Below are 25,604 nucleotides of genomic sequence, written 5' to 3' on the forward strand. Positions count from 1 at the left end.
TTGTTGACTGGTTGTTTCGCCAATGGGGTGCTGGCAGGCGCTGACCGTCCGATGCAGTACAGTCATATGCAGCACAAGACCTAAGGAGCTCTCATGACCACCATCCATGTGCCTCGCATCACCCTCAACGACGGACATCTCATCCCGCAGATCGGTCTCGGCGTGCTACGCATCGACGACGACGGCGTCACGCCCGTCGTCGAAAGCGCGCTTGAAGCGGGCTACCGCCACATCGACGGCGCCGCCGGCTACAACAACGAGGCCGGCGTGGGCCTCGCGCTCGCCGCCACCGGCTACAACACGGGCGAGAAGCGCAAGGAGCTGTGGCTCACCACCAAGCTGCGCGACTCCCAGCAGGGCTACGATTCCGCACTCAAGGCGTTCGATGACTCCCTCGCCAAACTCCAGGTGGACTACGTCGACATGTACATGATCCACTGGCCCACCCCGTTCGACTGGCGCAGCGGCGAGACCTGGAAGGCGTTCACGAAGCTCCGTGAGGAGGGGCGTGTGAAGACCCTCGGCGTGTGCAACTTCCTGCCCGAGCATCTCGAGCGTCTGCATGAGGAGACCGGCGAATGGCCGTCGGTCGACCAGATCGAGCTGCACCCCACGTGGCAGCAGCGCGAGGTCGTCGCGTTCTGCAAGGCGCATGGCATCGCCGTCGAAGCCTACTCGCCGATGGCGCGCGGCGCCGACCTCAACGCAGGCGACGGCACCATCGAACGCATCGCCGAAGCGCACGGCGTCACCCCGGCGCAGGTGATCCTGCGCTGGCACATCGAGAACGGCACCATCATCATCCCCAAGTCCGTGCATGCGGACCGTCAGAAGCAGAACCTCGACTTGTTCGGCTTCGTGCTCGAGCCCGAGGAGCACGCCGCCATCGACGAGCTCGACGGCCCGACCCGCGCCGGCCACGATCCGCTCACCTTCACCTACGCGTGATGCATCATTCACCTCCGTGCGCCCCGGTCCCGTCCGGGGCGCACGTCGTTCAGGACACCTCTACGCCTACAGTCAAGGAACCATGCCCCGTAACTCGCGTAATTACCGCAACTCCTACCGTTCCCGCAGTTCCCGCAGCCGCGGCACGTACGGTTCGTACGGCCCGCGCGGCGGTCGCACGCATTTCCGCCGTCGCCGCTTCACCGGCACGAGCCTGACGGAACGGCTGCTCATCCTGCTCGTCATCGCCGTCATCGCGGGCGTGAGCGCCGGCATCGGGCTGCCGAAGATCAGCCCGACCCTCGCCAAGGTGACGGGGGAGACGGCGGCGTCCGGCCCCGCCGTCGACGTGCTGAACACGCTCGCCGTGGACGACGGACAGAACGCGTCCGGCTACGACCGCGACGCGTTCGGCTATCGCGAGACCGACGACGACGGCAACGGCTGCGACATCCGCGAGGACATCCTCGCACGCGACCTCAAGGACGTCACGTTCAAAGGCCTGACCGGACATGACGCATGCACGGTGAAATCCGGTACGCTCGACGATCCATACACCGGCAAGACCATCCGATTCACGCGCGGCGTGCACACGTCCACCGCCGTGCAGATCGACCACGTGGTGGCGTTGGAGAACGCGTGGCAGTCCGGCGCGCGCGACTGGGACACGGCGAAACGCTACCGGTACGGCAACGACCCGTACAATCTGCTCGCCGTGGACGGTCCGGCCAACCAGGAGAAGGGGTCGGCTTCGGCCGCGTACTGGCTGCCGACGAACGGCGACTACCGTTGCGATTACGTGGCGCGTCAGATCGGCGTGAAGGCCAAGTACGGCCTGTCCGTCACGACCGCCGAGAAGGATGCGATGCTCGCCGTGTTGCACGGCTGCCCTGGCGAGGAGGTCCCGAAGGACCGGTGACGCCGCACGTCGCGTCGCGTCGTGCGATGTGCGATGGTCCGTCGGTTGCGTCCGGTAACACGGGTGCGCTATACCGTTGCGCGGATACATGAGGGGATGTGGACGTGCAGAAGCAACAGCAGAGACTGAACGACGACCGTGTGGTGGAAGGCGCCAAGGACACCAACGATCCGACCATCGCGAACGCGAGACGTCAGGGCGTGGGCTACGGGCGCGGGCACGCGGTGCGTGCCGCGGCCACGGGGGCCGCCGGTAAAGGCTATGGGCGCCGGCACAGCGCGGACAAGCACCGCGACTATGTGCTCGCCGGCGGGCCGGAACGGGTGGAATCGGAGATCGAGAAGGAACGTCAGGCGGCGCGGCATGAGGCCGGCGTGGTCCGTCACGGGCATTCGCTCGCCAGCATCCTGGGTCCCGCGTTCGTGGCGGCCGTCGCCTACGTGGACCCGGGCAATGTGGCCGCGAACGTCACTTCCGGCGCACGATACGGCTACCTGCTCGTCTGGGTGCTCGTGGTGGCCAATGCGATGAGCGTGCTCATCCAATACCAGTCCGCGAAGCTCGGCATCGTCACCGGCAAATCGCTGCCGGAACTGCTGGGCGAGCGCATGAGCGACGGCGGACGGTTCATGTTCTTCATGCAGGCGGAGGTCATCGCCATCGCCACCGATCTAGCGGAGCTCATCGGCGGCGCCATCGCGTTGAAGCTGCTGTTCGGCCTGCCGCTGTTCGTGGGCGGTCTGGTCATCGGCGCCGTGTCCACCGTGCTGCTCATGTTCGAGGGCGGGCGCACGCACCGCATGTTCGAGAAGATGGTGATCGCGCTGCTGCTCGTCATCACGTTCGGGTTCATCGCTGGACTGTTCATCGCGCCGCCGAACCCTGTGGACGTGCTGGGCGGCTTGATTCCGCGGTTCACCACCACGGATTCCGTGCTCATGGCCTCGTCCATGCTGGGTGCCACGGTCATGCCGCACGCCATCTACCTGCATTCCACATTGGTGAACGACCATTACGCGGGCGGTCAGGAGCGGCCCACCACGCGCGAGCTGCTGCACGGTTCGAAGATCGATGTGGTGTGGGCGCTGCTGCTCGCCGGCACCGTGAACCTGGCGTTGCTCATCCTCGCCGCGAACTCCCTGTACGGCGTGCAGGGCACCGATTCCATCGAGGGGGCGCAGCGGGCCATCGTCTCGGTGCTGGGCCCGGTGATCGGCACCATCTTCTCCGTGGGATTGCTTGCCTCCTCGCTGAGCTCCACATCCGTGGGCACGTATGCCGGCTCGGAGATCATGCATGGGTTGCTGCGCATCAAGGCACCGATGTGGGCGTGCCGCGTGGTCACGCTCGTGCCGGGGCTCGTGGTGCTCTGGTTCGCGCCGAACCCCACGGAGGCGTTGGTGATCGGCCAGGTGATTCTTTCAATCGGCATTCCGTTCGCCATCATCCCGCTGCTGCGGTACACGCATGACAGGAAGCTCATGGGCCGGTACGTGGACGGGCCGGCGAAGCATGCGATCTTCGTGGGTGTGGCCGCGTTGATTGTGGCGTTGAACGTGCTGCTCATCGGGCTGACGTTCGCCGGCATCGCGTGATTCGGCGCGGCCTAGGGGCGGCACGGTTCATGGGCCGGATGTGTCACAGGCCGGTGCGGTTCACAGGCCGGATGTCCGGGGCTTTACGACCGTTGCCCGCCGGCGTGGTTGCGTCGGCGGGCAACGGTCGTACTTTGTGGTATTGGGCGGACTCCGATCAGGCGGCGGAAGAGGCTTTCTTGCGGCCGCGGCGCTTCATCGTGCCGGCCACGGCGGCGTCCGCGTCGAAGATGACGGCCTTGTCGTCTGCATGGAACGTGCCGGTGACCTGCTGGTAGGCGATTTCACCCTCCGGCGCCTCGGACAGTGTGAAGAACTTGGCGAGGGCCGCGATCGGCGCGGAATCCTTGACGTTCACGGAGCTGGCCTGCTTGCCTTCCGGCTTGCTGAACTTCACCGCGTTCTCCGCCTTGGCGGTGGTGGGGACGATCGCCACCTGACGGGTCTTCTCGTTGACGAGCACCTTCACGTAGGCGGGGTATCCGAGGATCTCCGCGGTGGCCTTGTTGAAGCGGATGGCGGTGCTGGTGAAGGTCATGACGGTCTTGCCGATCGGCTTGACCAATTGCACTTCCTCGAATCCCTGCAATGCGGATGCCATAATAGTCTCCCTGATTGTTTGTCTATTTCCTGAGTAATTACAAGGATAATTGTATATCAGATGATGGCATATATGGATGGAATATTGTCTGTTAAATACATGGTTTTTGTCTCGTGTATTCAGTGCTAACGGGTGGGTATTTAAGGGGCGGTGTCTCCGGGGGGTGGTGCCTTCGAGGCACATGGCATCCGGTTCAGGCCGTCAACCGAATTGTGAAGATTTACGAGGGCTCTATCCACATTCGTTGAAATCATCATGATGGATGGCGGCGAACCGATACGGTCCGAATATGGATGACATGAACACCGTCGATGCTGCGGCGTCGATGCAGGAGAGCCTGGCGCAGCGCAAGCGCGAGGTCACAAGGCTGTGCGTCGAGGAGGCGATGCGTCTCGACCGGCGGCTGCTGTTCGGCATGACCACATCGCTGATGCTGCAGCAGGTGCCGGTGCCGGCGAGTTTCGACCTCGACCCGCGGATGCTGCACACGGTGTCAAGCTCGGAGCGGCGCAGGAACCGGGTAAGGACGCCGTACGCCCAGGCGCACGTATGGAAGGGCGTCGGCGATGACGCCATCGTGAGGATCAACCGGCACGTCTACGCGCTGGATCTGTTTCAGACGTGGGCGCAGATGGCGGTCCATGTCTCCCTTGAAGACCTGATCGTTCTCGGTGATTCCGTGGTCGAGGCCAAGCGGCTGGCCGCCCATGATGCCGACGCTGGTGATGCGCATCGGTCGTTCGTGACGTTGGTCGACGGCATGACGCAATTCAACGGCATCGCGAGGTGCCGGCTCGCATTGCCGTTGATCATGCCGAACGTGGCGTCGCCGCAGGAATCGCGCGGTCATCTCATGCTGCGCCGGCATGGCATCCCCGTGATGCGGACCAATTATGTGGTGCCGGACATGCGGTTCGAATCCGGAGCCGCCATGACCCTGGACATGGCGTGGCCGGAACACCGTGTGGCCGTCGAGTATGACGGCGACCAGCATCGCGTGGACAAGCGGCAATGGCGGCGAGACCAGGCGAAGCGCAATCCGTTGCGAGGTCGGGGCTGGATCATTCTGGAGGCGAATGCCTCCACGTTCGCCGACGAGGCCTCGCAGGCGGAATTCTCGTTCCATGTCGCCCGGGCCCTTGCGACGCGCGGTGCGGCGTTCGACTTCCATGTCGTCGCCATGCCGTTGGAACGGTTGTCCAGACTTGCCGCCCGTGCGTTGCGGTGAGTATCGCCTCTGCCCGATTGGGTGCGGTTCCGATGTGGTCGGCTGGAGTGTATCTGTGCGTGGCCGCGGATGTGGTGTGCACGGCCGTGGATGCGTGTACATCATTCGCCTGATTCGAAGGATCCAGTGGAATGATGGCATGAATCCGTGTCGGCGTTCCGCGTTTCAGGGTTTTTCCATGAAATGCCGACTGCAATATTGTCGGCATTTCGGTTTTTGGTGATGAAACGTCATATGGTGGCACTGCCGAGACGGTGGCGCTGTGCGTGAATCCTTGATTTTTCAAGGGTTTTGAGTCACAGTGATTGTGGTGGGCGAGGGGAGACCGGTCGATGGCAGATGTGCTTGTCGCGATTTGCCGATTATCCTTGAAAATCCGGAATGGTGGCGCGGGTTTTTGCCATCATCATCCGTTTTCTCCCGCAAAGCTCGAATGGTGTACGGACAATCCGGTGCGTGCGATTCCAAGTGTGGGTCGGAGGGGGCAACCATGACGCCGTGGCGGGTCTCCGTGCCATGATTCATTTCCTGGAGGGCCTCGGTTGGGAGGACCGTGAACCGAAGGAGGGAGATGTGTCCGGGGCATCGTCTGGCGCATGATACGGCATCGCCCCGTGGAATCCGAAGGTCTCCACGGGGCGATGGTGCCGACTGTGCCGCAGCCGAACGAATCGGTACGACGAATCAGTACGAGGAATCAGTAGCTGTGGTTGGTCAGCCAGTAGTTGTACGCCTTGGTGATGCCGCCGTACCGGCCGTTGCAGTAGCCCACGAACCACTTGAACTGGGTCTGGTAGTTGGTGGCCCAGTCCGCGCCGGCGGAGGCCATCTTGCTGCCGGGCAGCGCCTGCGGCAGGCCGTAGGCGCCGGAGGAGGCATTGGTGGCCTGCGGGTTCCAGCCGGATTCGTGGTTGATGATGTACACGGCGGCGGTGAAGTCCTCTTCGCTGTAGCCGTTGGAGATGAGGTAGTCGTGCGCCCAGGACTGCATTTCGGAGGCGGGCACGGTGGTGCCGAGCGAGGCCGATCCGCTTGCCGAGGAAGAGGACGACGAGGAGGTGGAGCCGGTGCCGACGAGCACGATCTTGTCCGTCGGGGCTTCCTTCACGTAGGAGGCGAACACGTTGGAGGAGACGACCTTGCCGCCCGCGCGGGTGACGAGGCTGGTGGTCTCCATGGTGCCGGCCTTGCCTTCCTGTTCGACCTTCTCCTGGCCCTTGGGCAGTGCGTCGGTCTCCTTCTTCACGGTGTTGAACGCGATTTCGCTGTCCGAGGTCTCGAGCGTCGCGCCGGCGCGTTCGATGGTGATGACCGTGGATTCGGTGACTTTGCTGGTGAGGGACGGTTCGACGGTGTCGTTCGGGTCGAGCACGATCTCGCCGGCGTCGAGCACGGACTTCACGTCCGTGAAGCCGGAGCCGAGTACGGTGCGGGATTTGCCGTTGATCTTGACGGTGACGTAGGTGGTCTTGCCGTCGATGGCGCCGCGTGCGCCGCCGCGGGAGACGTCCAGCGCGTTGGCGTCCGTCGCGGAGTATGCGGTGATGGGATTGTCGTGCTGGGACTGCTGGTAGAAATCACGTGAGACGAAGCCCGCCCCCACGAGCAGTCCCACTGCGGCCACGACTCCCGCTGCGCGCATCCACTGGCGTTTGCTCAGGGATTTCAGCGTGGGCGTGTTCCTGCGATGATTCGCCATGTTGCTCCTTACTTGAGCCTTGTCCGGTCCGCCGCGTCCGGCGTCCGTCGCATTCGACTATTCGATTGTTCGATTGTCCGACTACTTGGCACTCACTAATCCACCATTGTAGTAGTGAAGATGAACATTGGCTGAAATCGTTATGCTCCGGGGTCAGGCGAAACATGCGCTGCGTACTGTGGTGTCCGAATGGACCGGAAGGTACGTCGTCGGGGGGTTTGTGGACGGCGTGCTGGCGTGTGTGGTTTGCGCCGCAGGCGCCGTTCCCGTCCATTGCTTGAAGGTTGAGGTTTGAAGAGTGTGTCGCCCATGCCGTTCGGGGAAGCGGGCGGTTGTGCCGTGAGCTGTTTGCGGTAACAGTCGTTCTGTCGTCTTGTATGGCTGTGGGCGGGGATTATCGGGGGCATGATATGTACCCGATAGATACCCCCGGTACGGTATCATGCGGGCATTATGTCCCCTATGTGTGCATGTATTGGGGGCTCGCGTTGGAGAGCGCGAGGAGAAAGGTAAGGAGAGGCTGATGAGTCAGATTGCCCCTCTGGCACAGAAGACCGCTGTCGATGCCGTACGCCAGTTGAGCGAGATGCGGCAAGAGCAGCTGTCTCGCGTACTGTATTGGCGGTTTTTCGTCAATCTTGCGTTGATGCTGTGTGATGCGGCCATGTTCATCGCGGCGGGTGCCACGGTGCTGAACGTTCGTGGGGAGACCGACCCGTTGTATTCGGAGCGTTTCGGGTCCAGCGTGGAGTTGACCGCATATCTGGTTGTGGCGGCGCTGATCTGGGTGTGGTGCCTGAATCTGTCCGGTGTGTATCACCGGCATGTGATGGGCGACGGCTACCAGTTGAACATGAAGCTGTTCGCGGGCATGTGCCGCTGCTGGGTGGGTCTGTGCGCGGTGACGTATTTCCTCGATTTGCGGTTCACGCTGGTGAGCGTGACTCTGGTGACGGTGTCCGGTGCGGCGTTGACCGCCGTGGAGCGTGTGTTCGCGCGTATCCTCATCCGTCATGACCGCAAGGCGGGCGCCTATTCGTATGCCACCGTGGTGGTGGGGTCCCCGGAGGGCATCGGTCGTGTGATGCGTTTTCTGAACAAGCGCGAGCAGTTGAACTACCGTCCGGTGGCGGTGTGTCCGGTGAGGCTGAACCCGGAGACGAATCTCATCGAGGCCGATCCGGACGAGGATCGTCTGCGCGAGCTGGTGCCGCAGGTGGGGCGTGATGTGGAGCTCATCCGCTATGAGGAGCATGGGCTTGCGGAGGAGCTGGTGCGTCGTCAGATCCAGACGGTGATGGTGGCGGATGTGTTCCGCCGCTTCTCGGACAATTTCAACACGTTCTCCGTGCGTATGGAGTCGTTGGGTCTTGAGCTGGCGTTGATTTCCTCCGCCGCGGATGTGGCGGGCCATGAGACGCAGGTGCGTTCCATCCAGGACACGACGATTCTCACGATTCGTCTGTCCCAGTATTCGCCGGCGGTGCGCATGGTGAAGCGCGTGTTTGACCTGGTGGTCTCGTCGCTGGCGATTCTGTGCTCGCTGATCGTCACGCTGCCGGTTGCGATCGCCATCAAGCTCACGGATGGTGGCCCGGTGTTCTACACGCAGGAGCGCATCGGCTTGCGGGGCAAGCCGTTCCGTATGATCAAGTTCCGTTCGATGGTGACGAACGCGGACGAGCTCAAGGCGAAGCTGGCCGAACAGACCGGACAGACCGACCGGTTCATCTTCAAGATGAAGAACGATCCGCGTATCACTCCGGTGGGGCATTTCATTCGCCGCTTCTCCATCGATGAGCTGCCGCAGTTCCTCAACGTGTTCAGGGGCGACATGTCCGTGGTGGGCCCGCGCCCGCCGCTGCCGGAGGAGTACGCCCGCTACAACCAGGTGTATGCCACGCGCATGCTGGTCAAGCCGGGCATCACCGGCCCTTGGCAGGTGTCCGGCCGTTCGGATCTTTCCGCTGAGGAGAGCGAGCGTCTGGATGTGGCGTATGTGCAGAACTGGTCCATCGGCGGCGACATCGTGCTCATGTTCCGTACCGTCGGTGCCGTGCTCGGCCATAAGGGAGCGTACTGACGGGTTCTCTCGAGCAGGTGCGGTCAAATGCCAATCGCGTAGTTATGAATGGTGTATGAGATTTAGATGAATGGTTATCAGGGTCAGGGGTCCAAGGAGAGCGAAGTTCTCTCGGATGTCATCGTTCCTCACGTGGATGAAGAGGTCATCAGGCGTGAGGAACGGGAAGCCGAGCGTCGTAAGCACCGCCGCCGCATGAGCCGGGAGCACATTCGGCGTATCAAGCGCAGGAAGCGGATTCGTGCCATTCTGATGGTGTGCATCGTCATCATTCTGATTCTCATCGGTCTTGCTGCCTGGTTCATAGCCTCCGCCACGAAGACGAAGGGTGAGATTGAAGCTGCGGTCAATTCTGCGAGCCGTATCCAAGGTCAGGTGGAGAAGGGCGATGCGGCTGCTGTGAAGGCCTCTGTCAACGATTTCTCGAAGCACATCGATGCCGCCTATGGTCAGACCAAGCAGCCGGTTTGGGGTCTGGTCGGATTGGTTCCGTATTATGGCTCGGATGTCAGGGCGGTGCGTGACACCATCTCCATTCTTGAGGATGTCTCTATCAATGCTCTGCCGAAGTTGGCGGATTCCGCTTCCGTGCTCGACCTTGACAAGATAGGCGTTAGGGACGGGACGATTGAATTGGGAGACATGGCTGAGGCGGCGCAGGATCTTGACTCCGCGAATCAGATAATCAGTGATGCGAACGTGCGTTTGAACAACATCTCCGGTATGCATGTGCCGCAGCTTATCGATGCGTTGGCGAAAGGCAAAGCAAGGTTCGGGCAGCTCGCTGATTTGACTTCGACGGTCAGCCGCATGGCGGATGTCATGCCTTCGATGTTCGACCTCGACCAGACCGGACAGGCGGATTCCAATCCTCGAACCTATCTGGTGCTCGCCCAGAATAATGCGGAATTGCGTGCCACCGGGGGCATCCCCACCTCATGGAGCACTCTTTCCATAGACCGGGGCAAATTGTCCATTGGCACGTTCGACATGCCTCCGAGGAACGGCTTATATTCCGATCAGGAGGCAGGGGCTGTGCTCACACCCGATGAGGTTAATCTGTTTTCCGCGAAGATGGCCACCGATTATCAGGATATCAATTTCACGCCTGATTTCACCCGTACTGCGCAGCTTGCCAGTGACATTTGGCGGCGGGCTGGACGTGGCAATGTGGATGGTGTAATCAGTGTGGACCCGGTCATGTTGCAGCAGTTGCTGAAGGTCGTGGGCCCTGTGACTCTTACGGATGGCACCACACTGACGGGCGACAATGCCGAACAGGTTATTCTCAATCAGACCTACATCGATAAGTCCACACAGATTGAACAGGATTCCTTTTTCACGATGGCGGCTGGTCAGATTTTTGATTACGTGCTACACAATCTCAATGGCCATAACCAAGAGCTTGTATCCATCTTGCGAAAATGCGTAATGGATGGGCACCTGTACGTGTGGAGTGCTCACGAAGAGGAACAGCAGAAGATTCACGGTACGGCAATCTCCGGCGAACTCGCCGTGAACCCGGCGCATCCGGTTGCCGGAGTGTATTTCAACGACGGCACGATGGGCAAGATGGATTGGTACCTTAAGCGCGAGGTGACCAGTACACACGACAAGACCTATCCCAATGGTGCCAGACAATATACGATTCACATCAAGATGACGAATACCGCGGATGCTACCCAGGTGAACGCCGCACCGGGTTTGCTGCGTGGACATGACGGAAACGGGAACTCCCGTCACGGGGAGATTGTGACCGTATTGTACGTTTATGCCCCCGCCGAGGGGCGTCTGGTGAGTTGGAATCCCGATTTCGACCAAATCGCCACCCACAATGGGCTTACCGTGGGCGCAAAGACGGTCACGCTTAACCCTGGGGAAAGTGTCGAAGCCACAGTGCATGTGCTAGCCAGTCCAAAAGCTGGTGCCAATGCACTGGTGTTGAAACAGACACCATTGGTGAATGAGATGTGACCTAACCGATTCTTAATGAAATGAGTGTCTCAACAATGAACAATACAGATGTCAGCACAAGGAAAGAATGGAGCAATGCAGTGAACGAGGTAGACAAGAATCAGCAGAACGGCTTTACCGCAATGGATTTGCTGGCGGCGGTCAGGAAGCATCTGGTCACCGCCGTCATCACCTTGGTGGTTGTAGTCACGGCCGTTGCTGTGTACACCTTCACCCGTACTCCTCAATACACGGCGACGTCGGAGTTATTGGCCACGTACCGTACTTCCGCGACCGGGGATAATGGTGCCGCCGGCAATGAGCTCAACTCGGGAGCGAGCTATCTGACCAGTCAGATTCAGACTTATCCGCAGCTGGTAAAGACCGAATCCGTCCTCCAGCCTGTGATTGACGATCTGGGACTCAACATCACCGTTACGGATCTGGCGAAGACCGTGACCGCATCCAACCCGGCTGACACAATGCTTGTGGACATCTCTGTTGACAATAATAATCCGAAGATGGCTTCGAACATCGCCAATGCGGTAGCGAATAGCCTGAAGAAGCAGGTGACATCCACCCTGTACAGCGACGAGGGCGACAAGATTATCTCCCCGGTCAATTTGACTATTGTTCAACAGGCGTATGCACCGGTCACACCTGCCTCGCCCAATGTCAAGCTGTATCTTATTGCCGGCCTCGCAGGAGGCCTTCTGCTCGGCGTGGTCGTTGCCCTGATTAAAGATCTCATGGATACTCGTGTTCGTGAGGATTTGGATGTGACTTCCATTGTGGATGCGCCGGTGCTTGGTACCATGACTCGAAGCGATTCGTACGATGACAAGACTCCGGTGGTTATCGGCCATCCTGCTTCGCGTGAGGCGGAAGAGGTTCGGCGTCTTCGCACCAACATCGCATTCGTACTTCCGGATGAGGACCGTGCCAATGTTATTGTCGTGACGTCGGCGGGTCCCTCTGAAGGCAAGACGACGATGAGTGTGAACCTTGCGACCTCATTCGCTGAAAACGGCAGCAAGGTGCTACTGATCGACGCCGATGTACGTAATCCTGCCGTGAGCAAGAAGCTGGGCATCGAGGGAACTGTTGGTTTGACGCACCTCATCACCAATCAGGTATCCTCCCAGGAGGCTATCCAACGGTATTGGAAGCCCAATTTCCATGTGCTGCCTGCCGGCAAGCAGAATCTTAACCCCAGCATCCTGCTCAATTCCCAAGCTATGAAGGCCCTCATAACTCAGGTTGCTGGTGCTTATGATTATGTGATTATCGATACGGCTCCTATGCAGGTTGCCAATGATGCCGCCGTGTTTGCCAAGGATGGTCCGGAATTGCTTCTGGTCGCAGGAGTCGGTGTTACGGAAAAGAAGCGTCTTAAGCAAAGTGAGCAGGAACTTGAGACGCTGAACATCAAGGTCACTGGTGTTGCCATGAACTACGTCGAGCCTGAGAAGCCGCAGAAAAACGGTTATTACTACTACGGCGAGGATACCGAGCAGAAAGGTAAAAAGAGCAAGCATGGCAGCGCTAAGAAAAATCGCGTCAAAGGCAACGCCGCTTGATGCCTGACGGGGGTTCATATGCGTATCGCAATGATTGGCCACAAGCGCATTCCTTCGCGTGAAGGAGGCATCGAAATCGTCGTGGACGAGTTATCCACCCGCATGGTTGCACGTGGCGAGCAGGTCGTCGTGTACAACCGCAAGGGCCACAACGTGGCCGGCGAGGAGTTCGACAACCAGTCGAATGCGAGCGACAAGCCGTATATATACAAAGGCGTGAAGGTCATCCCCGTCACGACGATTGACGCGAAGGGACTGGCCGCGCTTACGTCTTCGTTCTTCGCAACGCTCAAGGCGATCAAGGCGCGTCCCGACGTCATCCACTATCATGCTGAGGGTCCGTGCGTGCCGCTTCGCCTTGCGCACTGGTTCGGTATCCGCACGATTGCCACGATTCACGGTCTCGACTGGCAGCGCGCCAAGTGGGGCAGGCTCGCGTCCACATACCTGAGACTGGGGGAGCGCACGGCCGCGAAGTGCGCAGACGAGGTGATCGTCCTGAGCCGCAACGTCCAGCAATACTTCAAGGACACGTATGGTCGTGACGTGCGGTTCATCCCGAACGGCATCGAACGTAATACGCCGGTCCCCGCCGATGAGATTACGCGCAAGTATGGTCTCAAGAAGGATGGATATGTGCTGTTCCTCGGCCGCATCGTGCCGGAGAAGGGCGTGCACTATCTGATTGAGGCGTTCAAGCGGATTGAAACAGACAAGAAGCTTGTTATCGCCGGCGGCTCCTCCGACTCCGCCGAGTACTACGAGAACATCCAAGCGGCTGCCGAGACCGATTCCCGCATCGTCCTGACTGGGTTCACCGAGGGCGGGGAGCTGGCCGAGCTGTATTCCAATGCCTACATGTACGTGTTGCCGAGCGACCTGGAGGGCATGCCGATGAGTCTGCTCGAGGCGATGAGCTACGGCAACTGTTGCCTGACTTCCGACATCCCCGAATGTGCGGAGGTGCTCAAGGGCCACGGCGTTACATTCCGCAAGGGCGACGTCGAGGATCTTGCCGCAATGCTCAAGACGTTGCTGGGCGATTCCGACCGAGTGCAGGTGTTCAAGAACACCGCCGCCGACTACATCACGACCAAGTACAGCTGGGACAAGGTGGTCGATCGGATACTCGCCCTATACCGAGGAGAGGATGTCGTATGAGGATTCTGCTCGTCAACAAGTACTTCTACCGCAAGGGTGGTGCGGAGACCTACTTCTTCGCGCTCGCGGAAGGATTGAAAGCGCTCGGCCATGAGGTCGCCTTCTTCTCCATGCAGCACCCGAGCAACGAGCCGAGCTACTGGAGCAAGTACTTCGTGTCCGAAAAGGACTACGTGGGTAAGATTTCCGCGTTCCAGCAGGCGAAGGAAGCGGCGACGCTCATCTACTCCTTTGAGTCGAAACGTAAGTTCGAGGCGCTGCTTGAGGAGTTCAAGCCGGACATCATCCATATGAACAACGTGCACCGTCAGCTGACTCTATCCATTCTTGATGCTCCGTATCTGAAGAAGCATCATGTACCGGTTGTATACACGGCGCACGACTACATCCTGCTGTGTCCCGCCTACACGATGGTGGATGGCCGCGGCCAGGTGTGCGATAGGTGCTTGGACCGGAAGTTCTTCCACGCAGTGGAGAATACGTGTGTGAAGAAATCGAAGGCGAAAAGCGGTCTCGCGTTCCTTGAGGCCGAGTTTCTGAAACGCCATCACAGCTACGACAAGATCGATCGGATTATCGCGCCGAGCGAGTTCATGAAAAATAAACTCGACGAGGGAGGGTACGCAGGCCGTACCGTCGCCATGCAGAACTTCCTGACCGAGAGCCAGATGGCGATGGCACGGAAGGTCGCCAACACGAACAAGTTTGATACTGCGGCACCGTATTTCCTGTTCTTCGGCCGTCTCTCCCAGGAGAAGGGCATCCTCACGCTTGTACGTGCGTTCCTGCAGGCATTGCCGGATTTGTCGGATGATTGGACGCTGCACATCGTGGGCGACGGCCCTGAACATTCCACTATCGAGGAGCTTGTCGGGCAGGCCGGACCAGAGTCGGGGAGTCGTATCAAATTACTCGGTTACAAGACCGGTGAGGACCTCCAGCGCGAAGTGGGCAATGCTCGCTTCAGCGTGCTGTGCTCCGAATGGCGTGAGAACATGCCGTATTCCGGGCTGGAATCCCTCGCTGCACAGACCCCGGTGATTGGTGCCAACATCGGCGGCATTCCCGAGCTTGTGGTGGAGGGAGAGACGGGTTTCCGATTCGAGAGCGGGAAACAAGACAGTCTCGCTGAGACGCTGGTGAACGCCTCTCGTGTGTTGTCCGATGGATATCGGCATATGCAGGTGGCAAGCACCGCTTACGTGCATGGCCGTTGCCAACAGGATGATTATGCGCAGCGATTGGTGAGGACTTATCAGAGCCTTCTCGGCGCAAGGAACAAAATCGAGAATGCCGATTTCCAACATACCGACGGTCAGGACGGCTTGATGGACAGATTCTCGACAGCTGGCATGTGGAATGAAAACGTGACGGTGCAGAAGAGCAAAGGATTCCGTGATGAGTAGCTCATTAAGGGCGGAAGTGGCATCAGGCAATCGCGCCGGCAGCATGTCAGTGTATTTGAATAAGGTGACTGTTCGAGTAATTACCTTACTGCCTTTGTCGACATTGCTTCAAGCTCAGCCAGGGTTTGGTGCAGTGAACCAGATGGTTATTGCGTTGAGCGTAGTGTGCTTTCTGCTGGCGGCTATGGTGACCGCCTATCCGATCGGATACTGGTGGCTCATGCTGGCGACATTCGCCTTGACCATGTTTGATGTAGCGATAACGAGAGGCACATTCGTCAACGTCAATTTGGTAGTGTACCTGATGTTCTGGGTGCTACTGTATTCTCTATTCTCCGCCAAAATGGATTCTCTAAGGTCGTTGATCATGGGCGACGTGCGGTGGATAAGGTCAATCGCCGTGATTTGGTGCGTTCTTGTGGCGATTTCGATTCCACTTCCACGCTCGTATTACATTGTTGAAGGACAAGGGCGCTTCTTCTGCTCATTCGCAGGTGATTCATTCAGACTAAGTCCAACAGCCTTGCTGGTTCTGGCCTTGATAACAATATGTCTCAAATTAGATTACAAGAATAAATGGTGGTATGGCTTGATGTCGATTGTCCCATTGTTCTGTGCTTTCATGGGATATTCCAGAACGTATTTGGGTGTCATATTGCTGATGTATATGCTGTTTATGTGGGAATTCGTCACCGCGAAAAGCAATTTCTTTATATCTATCGTAGGTGGCGGTATCGTCGCAGCTTTGATTATTTCGGTTTCCTCGATATCGTCAAAAATTGATTCGACTTCTCATGGTGGATATCTCGGATTCTGGGACACGCTTACCAGTGGACGTAGTTCGTTCTGGGCCTATGACATGCAACAGTATTCCCAATTTGGTTTGGTTAATGTGTTCTTTGGAGGAGGATTCAATAGAATATATGAAATCAATCAGCAAATTGGCATTAATATTTGGGCTCATAATGACTTTATTAATCTTCTCGTTACCAATGGTGTTGTCGGGTTGTTGATATATCTGATTCCTCTGATTCTGCTAGTTCGTACGAGTCATCGTAATTGCGTCGATGCACCTTGGTACTTGTATTGGATTCTTATGGGTCAGTGGTTGATTAATGCGTTCTTCAACATGGAATATACTTATGTCTGCGCTGCTATTGCAACTGCGTTTGCGTTGCTGATGCTGACGATTCCAAGTACGAAAAGACAGTATAGAAGGTAGTGTCATGCCGTTATTTTCCATTATCGTCCCTGTTTACAATGTAGAACAGTATCTCGGTGCTTGTGTCGATTCACTGTTGTCGCAATCGTTCCGTGATTTTGAAATCATACTTGTCAATGATGGATCCACGGATTCCAGTGGTGCTATTTGTCGTCAACTATGCTCAGAACATGATGATGTGATTCGACTTGTCGAGCAGGAAAACCGTGGACTGCTTCTGGCTCGGCGTGCCGGTTATTCGATTGCCAGTGGAGACATCATCATGACTGTGGATAGTGATGACAAGCTCCGTAGTGATGCGTTGGAACGTATTCATGATGTGTTCCATAGGCATCAAGTTGATATTGTGTGCTTTGAAGGTGGACGTACGGAGCGATATGAGGTCAACGGCTCTCCGATGTTTGCTGGTGAGCGTGTCTTCTCTGCCATGAACAAGATTGAAGTTCTCGGGAAGCTTTGTGATTCCTACCGTTTCAATTCCATTTGGTCAAAGGCATTCTCGCGGCGTGTTTTCGATGCTGATAATGGTTACGAGCAATATGCTGGTTTGAGCTTCGGTGAGGATCTTCTGCAAATTGTAGGTCTATTCGATAAGGCTGATACTTTCGCATACATTCCTGATGTGCTGTATTTCTATAGGCCCAATCCCGGCAGTCTTGTCCAGAAATTCAATCCTAAGAATTTCGAGGACCTCAAAGTGTCCAGAGGTTCGTTGGTCAGCTATGCGAAACGATGGGACACTGAATACCCTGGTCACAACTTGCTGACTCACGTGTATATGGTGAATCTTTGGATTACGGGTCTGTTGCTGCAATTGGCTGCGGGGTCGATGTCTCATGCGGAGTTCACTGGCTTCTGCAAACATGTACGTGAATCGGAGTTCTTCAGGCAGTCTTATGAGTGCAAAGCTGCCGTGAGGATGCTTCGTCCCGATATCAGAATCGTCATCACTTCCTTGGGGGTTGGTTTCTTTGCCCCTATTTGTGGGATGGCGTCCGTTAAGAATCTTGTTCTGGGCCGTGTAAGGAGCTGAATGATGTCGCCTGATTTCGTGAAAAACATGTATGGGCATATGCCCGGCAGAGATGGTCTGTTCTCTTTCTTGGCGTATGCTGCTTCCGTGTGGGGGCGTAAAACTAGTATCGAAGATATGGAGTCGCGGTTGCGGTCCATATCGCCAGAACCTCATGCTGAAGAGGACGAAACGGTGTATCTGCATGAACCTGCTTGTGATTTATCGGTCATCGTTCCTGCATATAACGTTGAACGTTATGTGTCCAGTTGTCTTGAATCGCTGATTGGGCAGTTGTCCACGTATGACATTGAATTCATTGTGATTAACGATGGATCAACCGATGGAACGTTGTCTATTCTTCAGGATTATGCTCAAAGGGATACTCGTATTCGTGTGATCAACCAAGACAATAGAGGGTTATCGGGTGCTCGGAACCGAGGCATTGATGAAGCGCGAGGACGGTACATCGCATTCGTGGATTCTGATGATGAGTTGGAAGCTAACCACATTCAGACGTTGATGGACGCTCTGGTCTCCTCACACAAGGATTATGTCACTTCGGGGTATTCTCGCATCGATGAGAATGGACGCTTGATTGAACGTGTCCTCGACAATACGTATGGAACTGCATGGGCCAGGATTTACAAGCGAGAAATATGGGATGGCCTGAGATTTCCTGAAGGCCTGTGGTATGAGGACACGATTATGGCGTATTTCATCAAGCCTCGCTATACCGAATACGTGATTCATGACACGAGCTATCTCTACCGAGTGCGTGGCGGATCGATTTCTCATGCGATGCACGGCAAGAAAAAAGTAGTCGATGCGTATTGGATTACTAAAAGAATGATATCCGACTACCGTGCATGGAATCTACCGTGGACTGACGAAATCTATAAGACCACGCTCAATCAATTGGGCTCATTGACATATTGGCGTACCCGGTCGCTACCGCGAGAGCAACGGATGACCATATTCAGTTGTTGTTGTGCATTGTTGCGGGTAACTAAGGAGTTCCAGCATTGTTCGGCCGGCACTGGGAAAGCCCTGAAAGCAATCGAACGGTCATTGAGAACTGGGAACTATACGTTGTGGGCGCTCGCAGGTGCGTACGGAACCATGGAGACCATGATCGGAGAACAACTGTGATCACGAGCAGAGAAGAATACAAGACATATTTGGAGCAGGACCGTATCGCGCTGGGCGAAACCCGGTCGCATCCGATGCCGTTTGATGTGATATGGCGATTCGAACGTCTGCTCAGAAAAGCGGAGTATTACAGGAATTGTCACCGCACGGTACTGGGGAGGTTGTACGCGTACTGGCTCCATTACCGGGTACATAGTTTCGGCCAGAAACTGGGCTTCTCCATCCCCATGAATGTGTTCGGTCCTGGGCTTTCCATAGCGCATGTCGGAACGATTGTCGTAAACGGCAACGCCAAAGTGGGGAAGAACTGCCGTATTCAGGAATGCACGACTATTGGCGCCACCAATGGTTCCGGGGATGCTCCGGTGCTGGGTGACAACGTCTTCCTGGGAAGTGGAGCGCGAATTATCGGCAATGTGACGTTGGCCGATGATGTTGCCGTCGGTGCCAATGCCGTCGTCGTGCATGATGTACGAAAGCCGGGAATTACCGTGGCCGGTGTTCCCGCAAGACAAGTCAGCGACCATGATTCGCACGACAATCTCAATCCTATGCTGGCCGAGCATGGGTTGCTGTAGTCGTTCCTGTGCCATGAAGTAGTGAGGTTGGATTTATTGTGGGCAAATACAAGAATCTGCTGCTGAACATTGGCGTATTCGCCTTGAACATTTTCGCCACGAAGCTGATTACATTCTTGCTGGTGCCTCTGTACACATTTAACATGAGCACGGCGGAGTTCGGTGTGACCGATATGGCGCTTACGGTGGTGACACTCATGGTGCCATTGGCATCCTTCTCCGTCGCCGATGCCGTATTGCGTTTTGTCATTGATGACGCAGAAAGCACAAACCGTTATGTGACCATCGGATTTGCGGCTATGTTATTGAGCTGCATTATTGCTGCCTGCCTGCTTCCGTTGCTACATCTCGATTTCTTCGGAGGACTGGGGCAGTACCAGCTGCTGTTTTGGCTAATGTATGTAGTGAATGCTTTCCTGCTGTATCTGGGTAATGTGGCACGGGCGTTAAACCACCTGAAACTGCTGACCGCTGATGCGATTGTCACTTCGTTGGTGACTGGTGGGTCCGCTGTGGTGTTCATCTCATGGATGCGTCTTGGAGCGGATGGTTATTTCTATTCCATGATTCTCGGGTCGTTTGTTGGTGTGCTCGTATTCCTGGTTTGGGGCCGATACCTTGGTCTATTGGTCAAGATCGACAAGGAGGATTGGCGACTTTTCAGAAGTATGATGATGTATGCCGTTCCTCTGATTCCGAACGCGCTGTTCTGGTGGATCGGCACCAGCATCAATCGTTTCTTCATCACAGGCATGCTGGGCATCGCCGCTTCCGGCTTGTTCGCGGCAGCCAGCAAATTGCCGAATCTATTGAATGTTGTGTACAGCATCTTTCAGCAGGCTTGGACGCTTTCCGCATTCCAGGAGTTCAAACGGAACGATGTCGGCCAGTTCTTTTCCATGGTATTCAAATTGCTTCAGTCGGGCATGGCCATCGGTGCCGCTGGCCTGACGGTGTGCACACCATGGCTTGCCGCATTGATGCTTCAGAAAGACTTCTATCCGAGCTGGGGGTTGATTCCTATTCTGGTGTTGGCGTTCTACTTTAATTCACTGAATGCCTATCTCGGGACCGTGTTTACCACCACACTTAAGACGAAAGCTTTGTTCACGACCACTATCGTCGGGGCTTTGGTTAGTATTGCGTTTACGTGGGGACTGATGTATCCTTTGGCGCTTTATGGTCCCTGCGTTGCCATGGTTATCAGTAATGCTGTGGTCTTCTTTATGCGTGTGTTTAGTTCACGTAGAATCATGAAAATTCGGATTAACTGGCTGACATTCTCTATTTCGGTGGGGTTGCTGATTATTCAAACGGTAGATATGGCTGTAAAGCCTGAATCATATATGCTGTTTTCCTGCCTTTTGTGCATCCTTATCGTACTCGTACAGCTGATTGATCTTCTGCCGGTGTGCCGATTGTTCCTCGCGAAATATATGCATCAGCCGCGGCATAGACATCATGATTAGCGTCAATAGAATGCGAAACCATCAATCAAATCAAGAAGAAATACAAGGAGCATACAATGAGCCAGATTAAAACCGCCATACAAATCGCGGCCTGTAGACTGCTCGGCGCATACCGCGTGCTTTGCCTGATGCAACCCGGACGGGCATTGCGCGGATTGAAACGCGCGAAACAATACTTGAAGGAACATGATGGAGAGCGGAGCTCCGCTTCTATTATACTGTGCGATGTACCTAACCACGGTAATCTTGGCGATCAGGCCATAGCTCTGGCCGAAGAGGCCTATTTGGTTGGCATCGGAATCACATCATTCGCTGAGGTCGATCAGATTGGCGGCATCGAGGACCTCGTATATTATCGGCATATCCTGCCGGCCGAGACGACGGTGATTCTGCACGGTGGGGGCAATATGGGGTCTTTGTACAAGAGCTTTGAGTTCCTTCGGGCGGCGGATATCGGTGCATTCCCGCATGGCCGTATCTTGTCGATGCCACAGACTGCCGATTATCGGAATGCCGAAGGCCGTATGCTGAGCCGCTATATGGAACATGTCTATGCGTCTGCCAAACAGGTCATGCTGCTGGCGAGGGACAAGCCTTCCTTTGAGGCAATGAAGCGGCTCTTCCCGACGGCACGGATTGAGCTGACGCCCGATATCGTGATGACGTATGAGACCCCGTATGCGCAGTCGCCCATCGCCAATCGGCATGGCGCACTGGTGGCGTTCCGAAGTGATGGGGAGGTCGCATCCCACCCTTCCTATAAGGATGTCGCCGATTGTTGCAATGCACTGGATATATCGAAGGTAGAGAAAACCGATACTGCGTTGGGAACAGGCGGATTGCTCAATATTCCAGCCGAGAAGCGAGAGCCCATGGTATACGCCAAACTGGAGGAATTCTCTCATGCACGCATCGTGGTGACTGACAGGCTTCACGGTATGGTGATGTCGGCGATAACCGGCACTCCCTGTGTCGCATTCAACAACAGCAACGGCAAGGTGAAAGCACTCTATGAAACATGGATGCGTTCCTGCCCGTACATCCGTTTCAGCGATGGCAGCGATTGGCGTGAGTGCATGGAATCGGTCCTCTCCGTGCAGGACAATACATACGATTTCTCGGCGTTCCGTGACCGCTTTGGCGCTGTGGCCGATTATCTCGGGTTACGTAACTGAATGTCGCTGTGAGGCTCTTGGATCATTGTGAACCAAGAGCCTCAGTAGAGTGTTCGAATCACATCATGACCATTACGTATGAACGTGCAACGAACGTGAAAGAACCCAGATGAACAGCGGGAACGCGGCGAAGGCGTATCCCTCGAACTGTATGTACAGGTAGACGAGCAGAATTAGCCAGCATACTGCGGTTTTGTTCCACGCGCACTGGTGGCGTCGAAGGAATCGTACGGAGGCCGCGAACAGCAGTGCGAAGCCGATGAGGCCGAACTCAATCAGGAAATTCGCGTATAGGCACATCGTCCACACGGTGTCGGGCGTGGTCGTGGCATACCAGTGCGCCGCATTGGCTGGATTAGTGTGCAATGTGGTCAGCGTATGAACCGCAAGAGTCGCTCCCTGATGTGCGGCCTGTGCGATATTGCCAGCCCCATATCCAGTCAGCATCGTCCATGGGTGCCGAATCAGGCCGCACAATGGGCCGAGCGGTTGCCAGATGCGTGCGAAGAATGAGCCATCGCCTTCCATACCGTTGTCGAGAATCGAATCCAGACGGGAATTCAGCGTAAAACAGGCGGTGGTTATCGCCAGGGCGCCAAGAAGCATGAGGATGCCTCGTTTGCGCGAAGCTTCATCATGCCAAGTGGTGCGGATGACGATTATGATGATCAGTGCAATGAGACAGTCCAGCACGATTCGCGTGCCCGAACCCATTGCCACGCTTCCCACAGCGAACACCACAATCAGGACGCATAATCGTTGTGCGAGCACAGAATCCCGAGAACGCATCAGCCAGTGCAACGGCAGCAGAATCCCGAACAGGTGCATACCGATGTAACTGGGTTCGGCGAACAGGAACTGCGGACGGCCCACTGTCCTGCCCCACAAACCATCTGTACTGTATGAACGGTACATGAGATGGTTGAAATAGCTATTGATGGCGTCAATATGTAGATGTACGCCCAGCCACTGGATGATGCCCACGCCAAATGCGAACCAGTATGCGGCGATGACGATGCGGACGCATTCACTCCAATCGAGATGCTTGTGGATGAATGCGATATCCAGTGCGCACATGGTCGCCGGCACCGCAATCACGCCGGACAGGCTCATCATGATGGCGACGTTGTGTACACCGAATGCGGCCCATCCGGCCGCGGAAAGATAAATCAGCACAATCGGCAGCAGTAGGAACGGCGCGTACCGATGGATGGTTCGCCGTAGCAGACCGGGATTCGCCAGACAGTAAACGAGAAGTAGCCACGGGCTGATTGGCGTCCAGAACGGCTGGAAGAAGCCGATCGTCGTGCCGTCCACCGGCAGCGTGAGCAACGCGAGATAGAGCAGGTAGTCGCTGCGATCGCACGGGGTGAACAGGCGTGGAACGATTGCGGGCTCATTGCCAGAGAACGGCGGAATTGACGCGGAGTCTGGGAGTCGTGACGTTCGGGGGATACCGGGAGTGGATGTGCTCATGTCGATTCCTTTCCTGTGCCCCGATGTTGTTCGCTGCCATCAATGGATGCACGCCGGCGGCAGGTGTATGGTCGGGGGAAGGGGGACGGGCATTCCCTATGCCACTGCGTCCAATATAACGTTCACCCCTTTGACGATTTCAGCGTAGACATGCTCGAACACCTCACGGGATTTGAGATGCGGGTCTTCGGTTTCCTCGGCTTTGGGCAGGAACGGGCGCAGCATCGAGACGGAGACCATTACCTCATGCAGTCGGTCACTGATGGTGTCCCCGGGAATCGGTCCGTCCGAGCGCAGGTGCGCGCACGCGTTGACAAAATCATTGAACAGGAACACCTTACGGCCGGCAAGCGGATTCTGCTCAAGCAGGTCAGCAATCTGCTCACGCTCGAAGCACAGAATGAGATTGGCCTCACGACTCGCATCCGTGGTGAGCGGGGTAGAACGGTGTGAATCGGCATCGATGCCGTCGGCCTTGAGCATGGCGACTGCCGATGGGTCGGCAGGATGAGGCGGATAGCGCAGCGTCCCAGCGGAACGAATGTCGAGTTCCCTCGAGCTCAAGCCATGCTTGACCAACACGGCACGTGTGTAATACTCCGCCATGACGGAACGGCACTGATTGCCGGTGCATACGTACAGAATCTGCATGATGATTCCCTCCCCGGAATGCAGAATGCTGCGATCCTCATCTGTAGGGTGTCGCTTCAACAAGGCTAACTGCAGCGGTGGAAGCGACACAAGGCATGAAAAAACCGGGAATCATACGAATCCCGGTTTTCTGTTATTCAGCTATCTCGGTTATGGTTTGAACCATACCGTAGGGTTCAGCGATGAGAGGTCGTCTTGCGCACGACGAACATGGCGAAGCCGGCGGCGACGAGCAACACTACGGCCAGACCGTATGGAGCGATGGCCGCACCGGTCTGGGCGATGGTGGCCTTGCCGGTGGAGCTGGTGGCGGACTGGTCGCCAGCACCGGTGGCGGGCATGGTCACCGAAGCGGTGTGGGTTCCGGAGACGGCGCCAGTCACCGTCACCTTGATGGTCTTGCCTTCCTGGCCGGGCTTGAAGACGTAACGCAGGGTCAGAGAGCCATCGGCCTTCGCGCTGAAGGTGCGCTCGCCAATCTGCTGGACATCGGAGACAGTGTTGTCGTCCCAAGTGACGGTGACGGCCTCGTTCGGCTCGAAGGTACCGGCAGGGAACGATACGGTGGCGGTGTTGCCGCTGACGGTGACGGTGGCGCCATACGAAGCGGCGAAAGCGGTGTTGCTAGCGAAGCCGAAGCTGAGCACGGCGACGATGGCGGCCAAGATGGCCATGATCTTCTTCTTCATCTTTCCTTACCTCCTGATAAATGAAGCATTCCGCGCAGATTGTGTTTCCCTTCTTCCTGCGTTCGGCCCTCACTGTACACCCTTCATGAAACCCCCGAATGCTGCTGGAGCCCTACGACTCGGGGGTATGTGACAACGCCGTCACACCGTGCGACATCGTTTGCACACGTCGGATTCGCTCGAAAAGCCGCTCATCGTTGGCATTCCGGCGATGCGCGGGGTTTTCGGGGGTGTTCATCCGAAATTCACGCCACACGACACGCCGAATGACGCATCGAGCGGCAGGCCCTACTCTTCGTCGTCGAAGCTGAACAGGTCCTCCACCGTCGTGTGGAACACCTTCGCCAGATCCATCGCCAACCTCAGCGAGGGGCAGTATTGGCCCTGCTCCAGACGGCCTACCGTCTCACGGCGCACGTTGACCAGATTCGCAAGGTCAGATTGCTTCAGACCGCGTTCAAGACGGTGAAGCTTGATCGTAGTCTTCATTCGTCGTCATCCTCGTTGGAGCCACCCTGATGTTCCAACCACAGGTACCGTGCGTCCACGATGCACAGGGCGAGCATCGCCAAGGCGGGCAGTGCCATCGGGGAGGCCATGAAGAACGTCCTGAGGATGAGACCGGACACGATGGCGGCGAAGCCTACGACCATGAGCACTGCGATCAAGGCGTAGAACGCGAACTGTATGGCAAGCAGCTGATGCCGATCGGACAATTCGTCCGAACGGGGATTGTCGCGGCGGAAAATTAGCAGCACGCAGATCTCGCCGACCATCCAAATCAGGGTGACCGTCACCGTGATGGCTAGAGCGATTAGGTTGCTATCGCTGAACATCTGGCTGGCGCACGCCGCCGCGCCCACGAGTTCCACCGCCATCCTGAAGGCGATGTACCGGTTGAATGTCATGATGGGCTCCTTTCGTGACGACGGCTGCCGGTCGTCCCGTCATCCCCATTGTGCCCTATGGCAGGCACGGCTCATGCCGGCAGGCACGGTTCCTGCGGA

22 protein-coding genes are annotated in these 25,604 nt (G+C 56.8%); 15 read left to right on the plus strand and 7 right to left on the minus strand.

The annotated features are described in order from the left end of the window. Positions 1-93 precede the first annotated feature (93 nt). The 3 genes from KIH78_RS07300 (at position 94) to KIH78_RS07310 (ending at position 3,462) form a co-directional block, all read left to right on the plus strand. Positions 94-948, plus strand: coding sequence for an aldo/keto reductase (locus KIH78_RS07300; protein ID WP_219131827.1), 855 nt, complete (start codon positions 94-96; stop codon positions 946-948). An 82-nt stretch (positions 949-1,030) separates the two neighbouring features. Then, positions 1,031-1,867, plus strand: coding sequence for an HNH endonuclease family protein (locus KIH78_RS07305; protein WP_219131828.1), 837 nt, complete (start codon positions 1,031-1,033; stop codon positions 1,865-1,867). A 323-nt stretch (positions 1,868-2,190) separates the two neighbouring features. Next, positions 2,191-3,462 (plus strand): Nramp family divalent metal transporter, encoded by a 1,272-nt coding sequence (locus KIH78_RS07310; RefSeq protein ID WP_219131869.1) that lies wholly within the window; start codon positions 2,191-2,193, stop codon positions 3,460-3,462. 157 nt (positions 3,463-3,619) lie between these two features. Here KIH78_RS07310 and KIH78_RS07315 read toward each other — a convergent pair whose 3' ends face one another. Beyond that, positions 3,620-4,063, minus strand: a complete 444-nt coding sequence (locus KIH78_RS07315; protein WP_219131829.1) for a hypothetical protein — start codon at positions 4,061-4,063, stop codon at positions 3,620-3,622. A 298-nt stretch (positions 4,064-4,361) separates the two neighbouring features. On the opposite strand from KIH78_RS07315, the gene KIH78_RS07320 reads away from it, so the two are divergent. Then, a complete protein-coding gene (locus KIH78_RS07320) occupies positions 4,362-5,291 on the plus strand; it encodes an endonuclease domain-containing protein (RefSeq protein ID WP_236034497.1) in 930 nt (309 codons plus the stop codon). Between the two features lie 697 nt (positions 5,292-5,988). Here the strand turns inward: KIH78_RS07320 and KIH78_RS07325 are convergent. Further along, positions 5,989-6,990, minus strand: a complete 1,002-nt coding sequence (locus KIH78_RS07325; RefSeq protein ID WP_214312086.1) for an aggregation-promoting factor C-terminal-like domain-containing protein — start codon at positions 6,988-6,990, stop codon at positions 5,989-5,991. 523 nt (positions 6,991-7,513) lie between these two features. On the opposite strand from KIH78_RS07325, the gene KIH78_RS07330 reads away from it, so the two are divergent. The 11 genes from KIH78_RS07330 (at position 7,514) to KIH78_RS07380 (ending at position 21,781) form a co-directional block, all read left to right on the plus strand. Next, positions 7,514-9,073 carry a sugar transferase gene (locus KIH78_RS07330; protein WP_219131830.1) on the plus strand — a complete coding sequence of 520 codons (1,560 nt, stop codon included), beginning with the start codon at positions 7,514-7,516 and terminating at the stop codon, positions 9,071-9,073. 66 nt (positions 9,074-9,139) lie between these two features. Beyond that, positions 9,140-11,047 (plus strand): DUF4012 domain-containing protein, encoded by a 1,908-nt coding sequence (locus tag KIH78_RS07335; RefSeq protein WP_236034498.1) that lies wholly within the window; start codon positions 9,140-9,142, stop codon positions 11,045-11,047. A 122-nt stretch (positions 11,048-11,169) separates the two neighbouring features. Next, complete coding sequence (locus KIH78_RS07340) at positions 11,170-12,606, plus strand: tyrosine-protein kinase domain-containing protein (protein WP_420830137.1); 1,437 nt, start codon at positions 11,170-11,172, stop codon at positions 12,604-12,606. A gap of 30 nt (positions 12,607-12,636) precedes the next feature. Beyond that, a complete protein-coding gene (locus KIH78_RS07345) occupies positions 12,637-13,767 on the plus strand; it encodes a glycosyltransferase family 4 protein (protein WP_274608280.1) in 1,131 nt (376 codons plus the stop codon). Beyond that, on the plus strand, positions 13,764-15,173 hold the full coding sequence (locus KIH78_RS07350) for a glycosyltransferase (RefSeq protein WP_219131832.1): 1,410 nt from the start codon (positions 13,764-13,766) through the stop codon (positions 15,171-15,173). The genes KIH78_RS07345 and KIH78_RS07350 overlap by 4 nt, the downstream gene beginning before the upstream one ends. Next, on the plus strand, positions 15,166-16,395 hold the full coding sequence (locus KIH78_RS07355; protein WP_219131833.1) for a hypothetical protein: 1,230 nt from the start codon (positions 15,166-15,168) through the stop codon (positions 16,393-16,395). Before KIH78_RS07350 ends, KIH78_RS07355 begins: the two co-directional genes overlap by 8 nt. 4 nt (positions 16,396-16,399) lie before the next feature. Then, positions 16,400-17,428 carry a glycosyltransferase family 2 protein gene (locus KIH78_RS07360; RefSeq protein ID WP_219131834.1) on the plus strand — a complete coding sequence of 343 codons (1,029 nt, stop codon included), beginning with the start codon at positions 16,400-16,402 and terminating at the stop codon, positions 17,426-17,428. Beyond that, the gene (locus tag KIH78_RS07365) at positions 17,429-18,559 is read left to right on the plus strand and encodes a glycosyltransferase family 2 protein (RefSeq protein WP_219131835.1); all 1,131 of its coding nucleotides are present in this window, start codon (positions 17,429-17,431) and stop codon (positions 18,557-18,559) included. Continuing rightward, on the plus strand, positions 18,556-19,137 hold the full coding sequence (locus tag KIH78_RS10815) for a serine O-acetyltransferase (protein ID WP_219131836.1): 582 nt from the start codon (positions 18,556-18,558) through the stop codon (positions 19,135-19,137). Before KIH78_RS07365 ends, KIH78_RS10815 begins: the two co-directional genes overlap by 4 nt. A gap of 38 nt (positions 19,138-19,175) precedes the next feature. After that, complete coding sequence (locus KIH78_RS07375) at positions 19,176-20,606, plus strand: lipopolysaccharide biosynthesis protein (protein ID WP_219131837.1); 1,431 nt, start codon at positions 19,176-19,178, stop codon at positions 20,604-20,606. 56 nt (positions 20,607-20,662) lie between these two features. Continuing rightward, the gene (locus KIH78_RS07380; RefSeq protein ID WP_219131838.1) at positions 20,663-21,781 is read left to right on the plus strand and encodes a polysaccharide pyruvyl transferase family protein; all 1,119 of its coding nucleotides are present in this window, start codon (positions 20,663-20,665) and stop codon (positions 21,779-21,781) included. A gap of 72 nt (positions 21,782-21,853) precedes the next feature. Here the strand turns inward: KIH78_RS07380 and KIH78_RS07385 are convergent, their stop codons facing one another. From KIH78_RS07385 to KIH78_RS07405, 5 genes are all read right to left on the minus strand, one after another. Beyond that, positions 21,854-23,257, minus strand: a complete 1,404-nt coding sequence (locus KIH78_RS07385) for a hypothetical protein (RefSeq protein ID WP_219131839.1) — start codon at positions 23,255-23,257, stop codon at positions 21,854-21,856. Between the two features lie 96 nt (positions 23,258-23,353). Further along, complete coding sequence (locus tag KIH78_RS07390) at positions 23,354-23,908, minus strand: arsenate reductase/protein-tyrosine-phosphatase family protein (protein WP_219131840.1); 555 nt, start codon at positions 23,906-23,908, stop codon at positions 23,354-23,356. Positions 23,909-24,084: 176 nt separating this feature from the next. Then, positions 24,085-24,597 (minus strand): hypothetical protein, encoded by a 513-nt coding sequence (locus KIH78_RS07395; RefSeq protein WP_219131841.1) that lies wholly within the window; start codon positions 24,595-24,597, stop codon positions 24,085-24,087. 288 nt (positions 24,598-24,885) lie between these two features. Continuing rightward, positions 24,886-25,086, minus strand: a complete 201-nt coding sequence (locus KIH78_RS07400; RefSeq protein ID WP_219131842.1) for a helix-turn-helix transcriptional regulator — start codon at positions 25,084-25,086, stop codon at positions 24,886-24,888. Next, the gene (locus tag KIH78_RS07405; RefSeq protein WP_236034501.1) at positions 25,083-25,505 is read right to left on the minus strand and encodes a hypothetical protein; all 423 of its coding nucleotides are present in this window, start codon (positions 25,503-25,505) and stop codon (positions 25,083-25,085) included. Before KIH78_RS07405 ends, KIH78_RS07400 begins: the two co-directional genes overlap by 4 nt. Positions 25,506-25,604 lie beyond the last annotated feature (99 nt).

Origin of the sequence: Bifidobacterium saguinibicoloris (assembly GCF_019331725.1) — a bacterium.
GTDB lineage: Bacteria > Actinomycetota > Actinomycetes > Actinomycetales > Bifidobacteriaceae > Bifidobacterium > Bifidobacterium saguinibicoloris.

Excerpts from the sequence above, each read along its gene's own strand:
- KIH78_RS07300 (WP_219131827.1), top strand. The coding sequence starts at position 94 with ATGACCACCATCCATGTGCCTCGCATCACCCTCAACGACGGACATCTC.
- KIH78_RS07305 (WP_219131828.1), top strand. The coding sequence starts at position 1,031 with ATGCCCCGTAACTCGCGTAATTACCGCAACTCCTACCGTTCCCGCAGT.
- KIH78_RS07315 (WP_219131829.1), bottom strand. The coding sequence starts at position 4,063 with ATGGCATCCGCATTGCAGGGATTCGAGGAAGTGCAATTGGTCAAGCCG.
- KIH78_RS07320 (WP_236034497.1), top strand. The coding sequence starts at position 4,362 with ATGAACACCGTCGATGCTGCGGCGTCGATGCAGGAGAGCCTGGCGCAG.
- KIH78_RS07325 (WP_214312086.1), bottom strand. The coding sequence starts at position 6,990 with ATGGCGAATCATCGCAGGAACACGCCCACGCTGAAATCCCTGAGCAAA.
- KIH78_RS07330 (WP_219131830.1), top strand. The coding sequence starts at position 7,514 with ATGAGTCAGATTGCCCCTCTGGCACAGAAGACCGCTGTCGATGCCGTA.
- KIH78_RS07335 (WP_236034498.1), top strand. The coding sequence starts at position 9,140 with ATGAATGGTTATCAGGGTCAGGGGTCCAAGGAGAGCGAAGTTCTCTCG.
- KIH78_RS07340 (WP_420830137.1), top strand. The coding sequence starts at position 11,170 with ATGGATTTGCTGGCGGCGGTCAGGAAGCATCTGGTCACCGCCGTCATC.
- KIH78_RS07345 (WP_274608280.1), top strand. The coding sequence starts at position 12,637 with ATGATTGGCCACAAGCGCATTCCTTCGCGTGAAGGAGGCATCGAAATC.
- KIH78_RS07350 (WP_219131832.1), top strand. The coding sequence starts at position 13,764 with ATGAGGATTCTGCTCGTCAACAAGTACTTCTACCGCAAGGGTGGTGCG.
- KIH78_RS07355 (WP_219131833.1), top strand. The coding sequence starts at position 15,166 with ATGAGTAGCTCATTAAGGGCGGAAGTGGCATCAGGCAATCGCGCCGGC.
- KIH78_RS07360 (WP_219131834.1), top strand. The coding sequence starts at position 16,400 with ATGCCGTTATTTTCCATTATCGTCCCTGTTTACAATGTAGAACAGTAT.
- KIH78_RS07365 (WP_219131835.1), top strand. The coding sequence starts at position 17,429 with ATGATGTCGCCTGATTTCGTGAAAAACATGTATGGGCATATGCCCGGC.
- KIH78_RS07380 (WP_219131838.1), top strand. The coding sequence starts at position 20,663 with ATGAGCCAGATTAAAACCGCCATACAAATCGCGGCCTGTAGACTGCTC.
- KIH78_RS07385 (WP_219131839.1), bottom strand. The coding sequence starts at position 23,257 with ATGAGCACATCCACTCCCGGTATCCCCCGAACGTCACGACTCCCAGAC.
- KIH78_RS07390 (WP_219131840.1), bottom strand. The coding sequence starts at position 23,908 with ATGCAGATTCTGTACGTATGCACCGGCAATCAGTGCCGTTCCGTCATG.
- KIH78_RS07395 (WP_219131841.1), bottom strand. The coding sequence starts at position 24,597 with ATGAAGAAGAAGATCATGGCCATCTTGGCCGCCATCGTCGCCGTGCTC.
- KIH78_RS07400 (WP_219131842.1), bottom strand. The coding sequence starts at position 25,086 with ATGAAGACTACGATCAAGCTTCACCGTCTTGAACGCGGTCTGAAGCAA.
- KIH78_RS07405 (WP_236034501.1), bottom strand. The coding sequence starts at position 25,505 with ATGACATTCAACCGGTACATCGCCTTCAGGATGGCGGTGGAACTCGTG.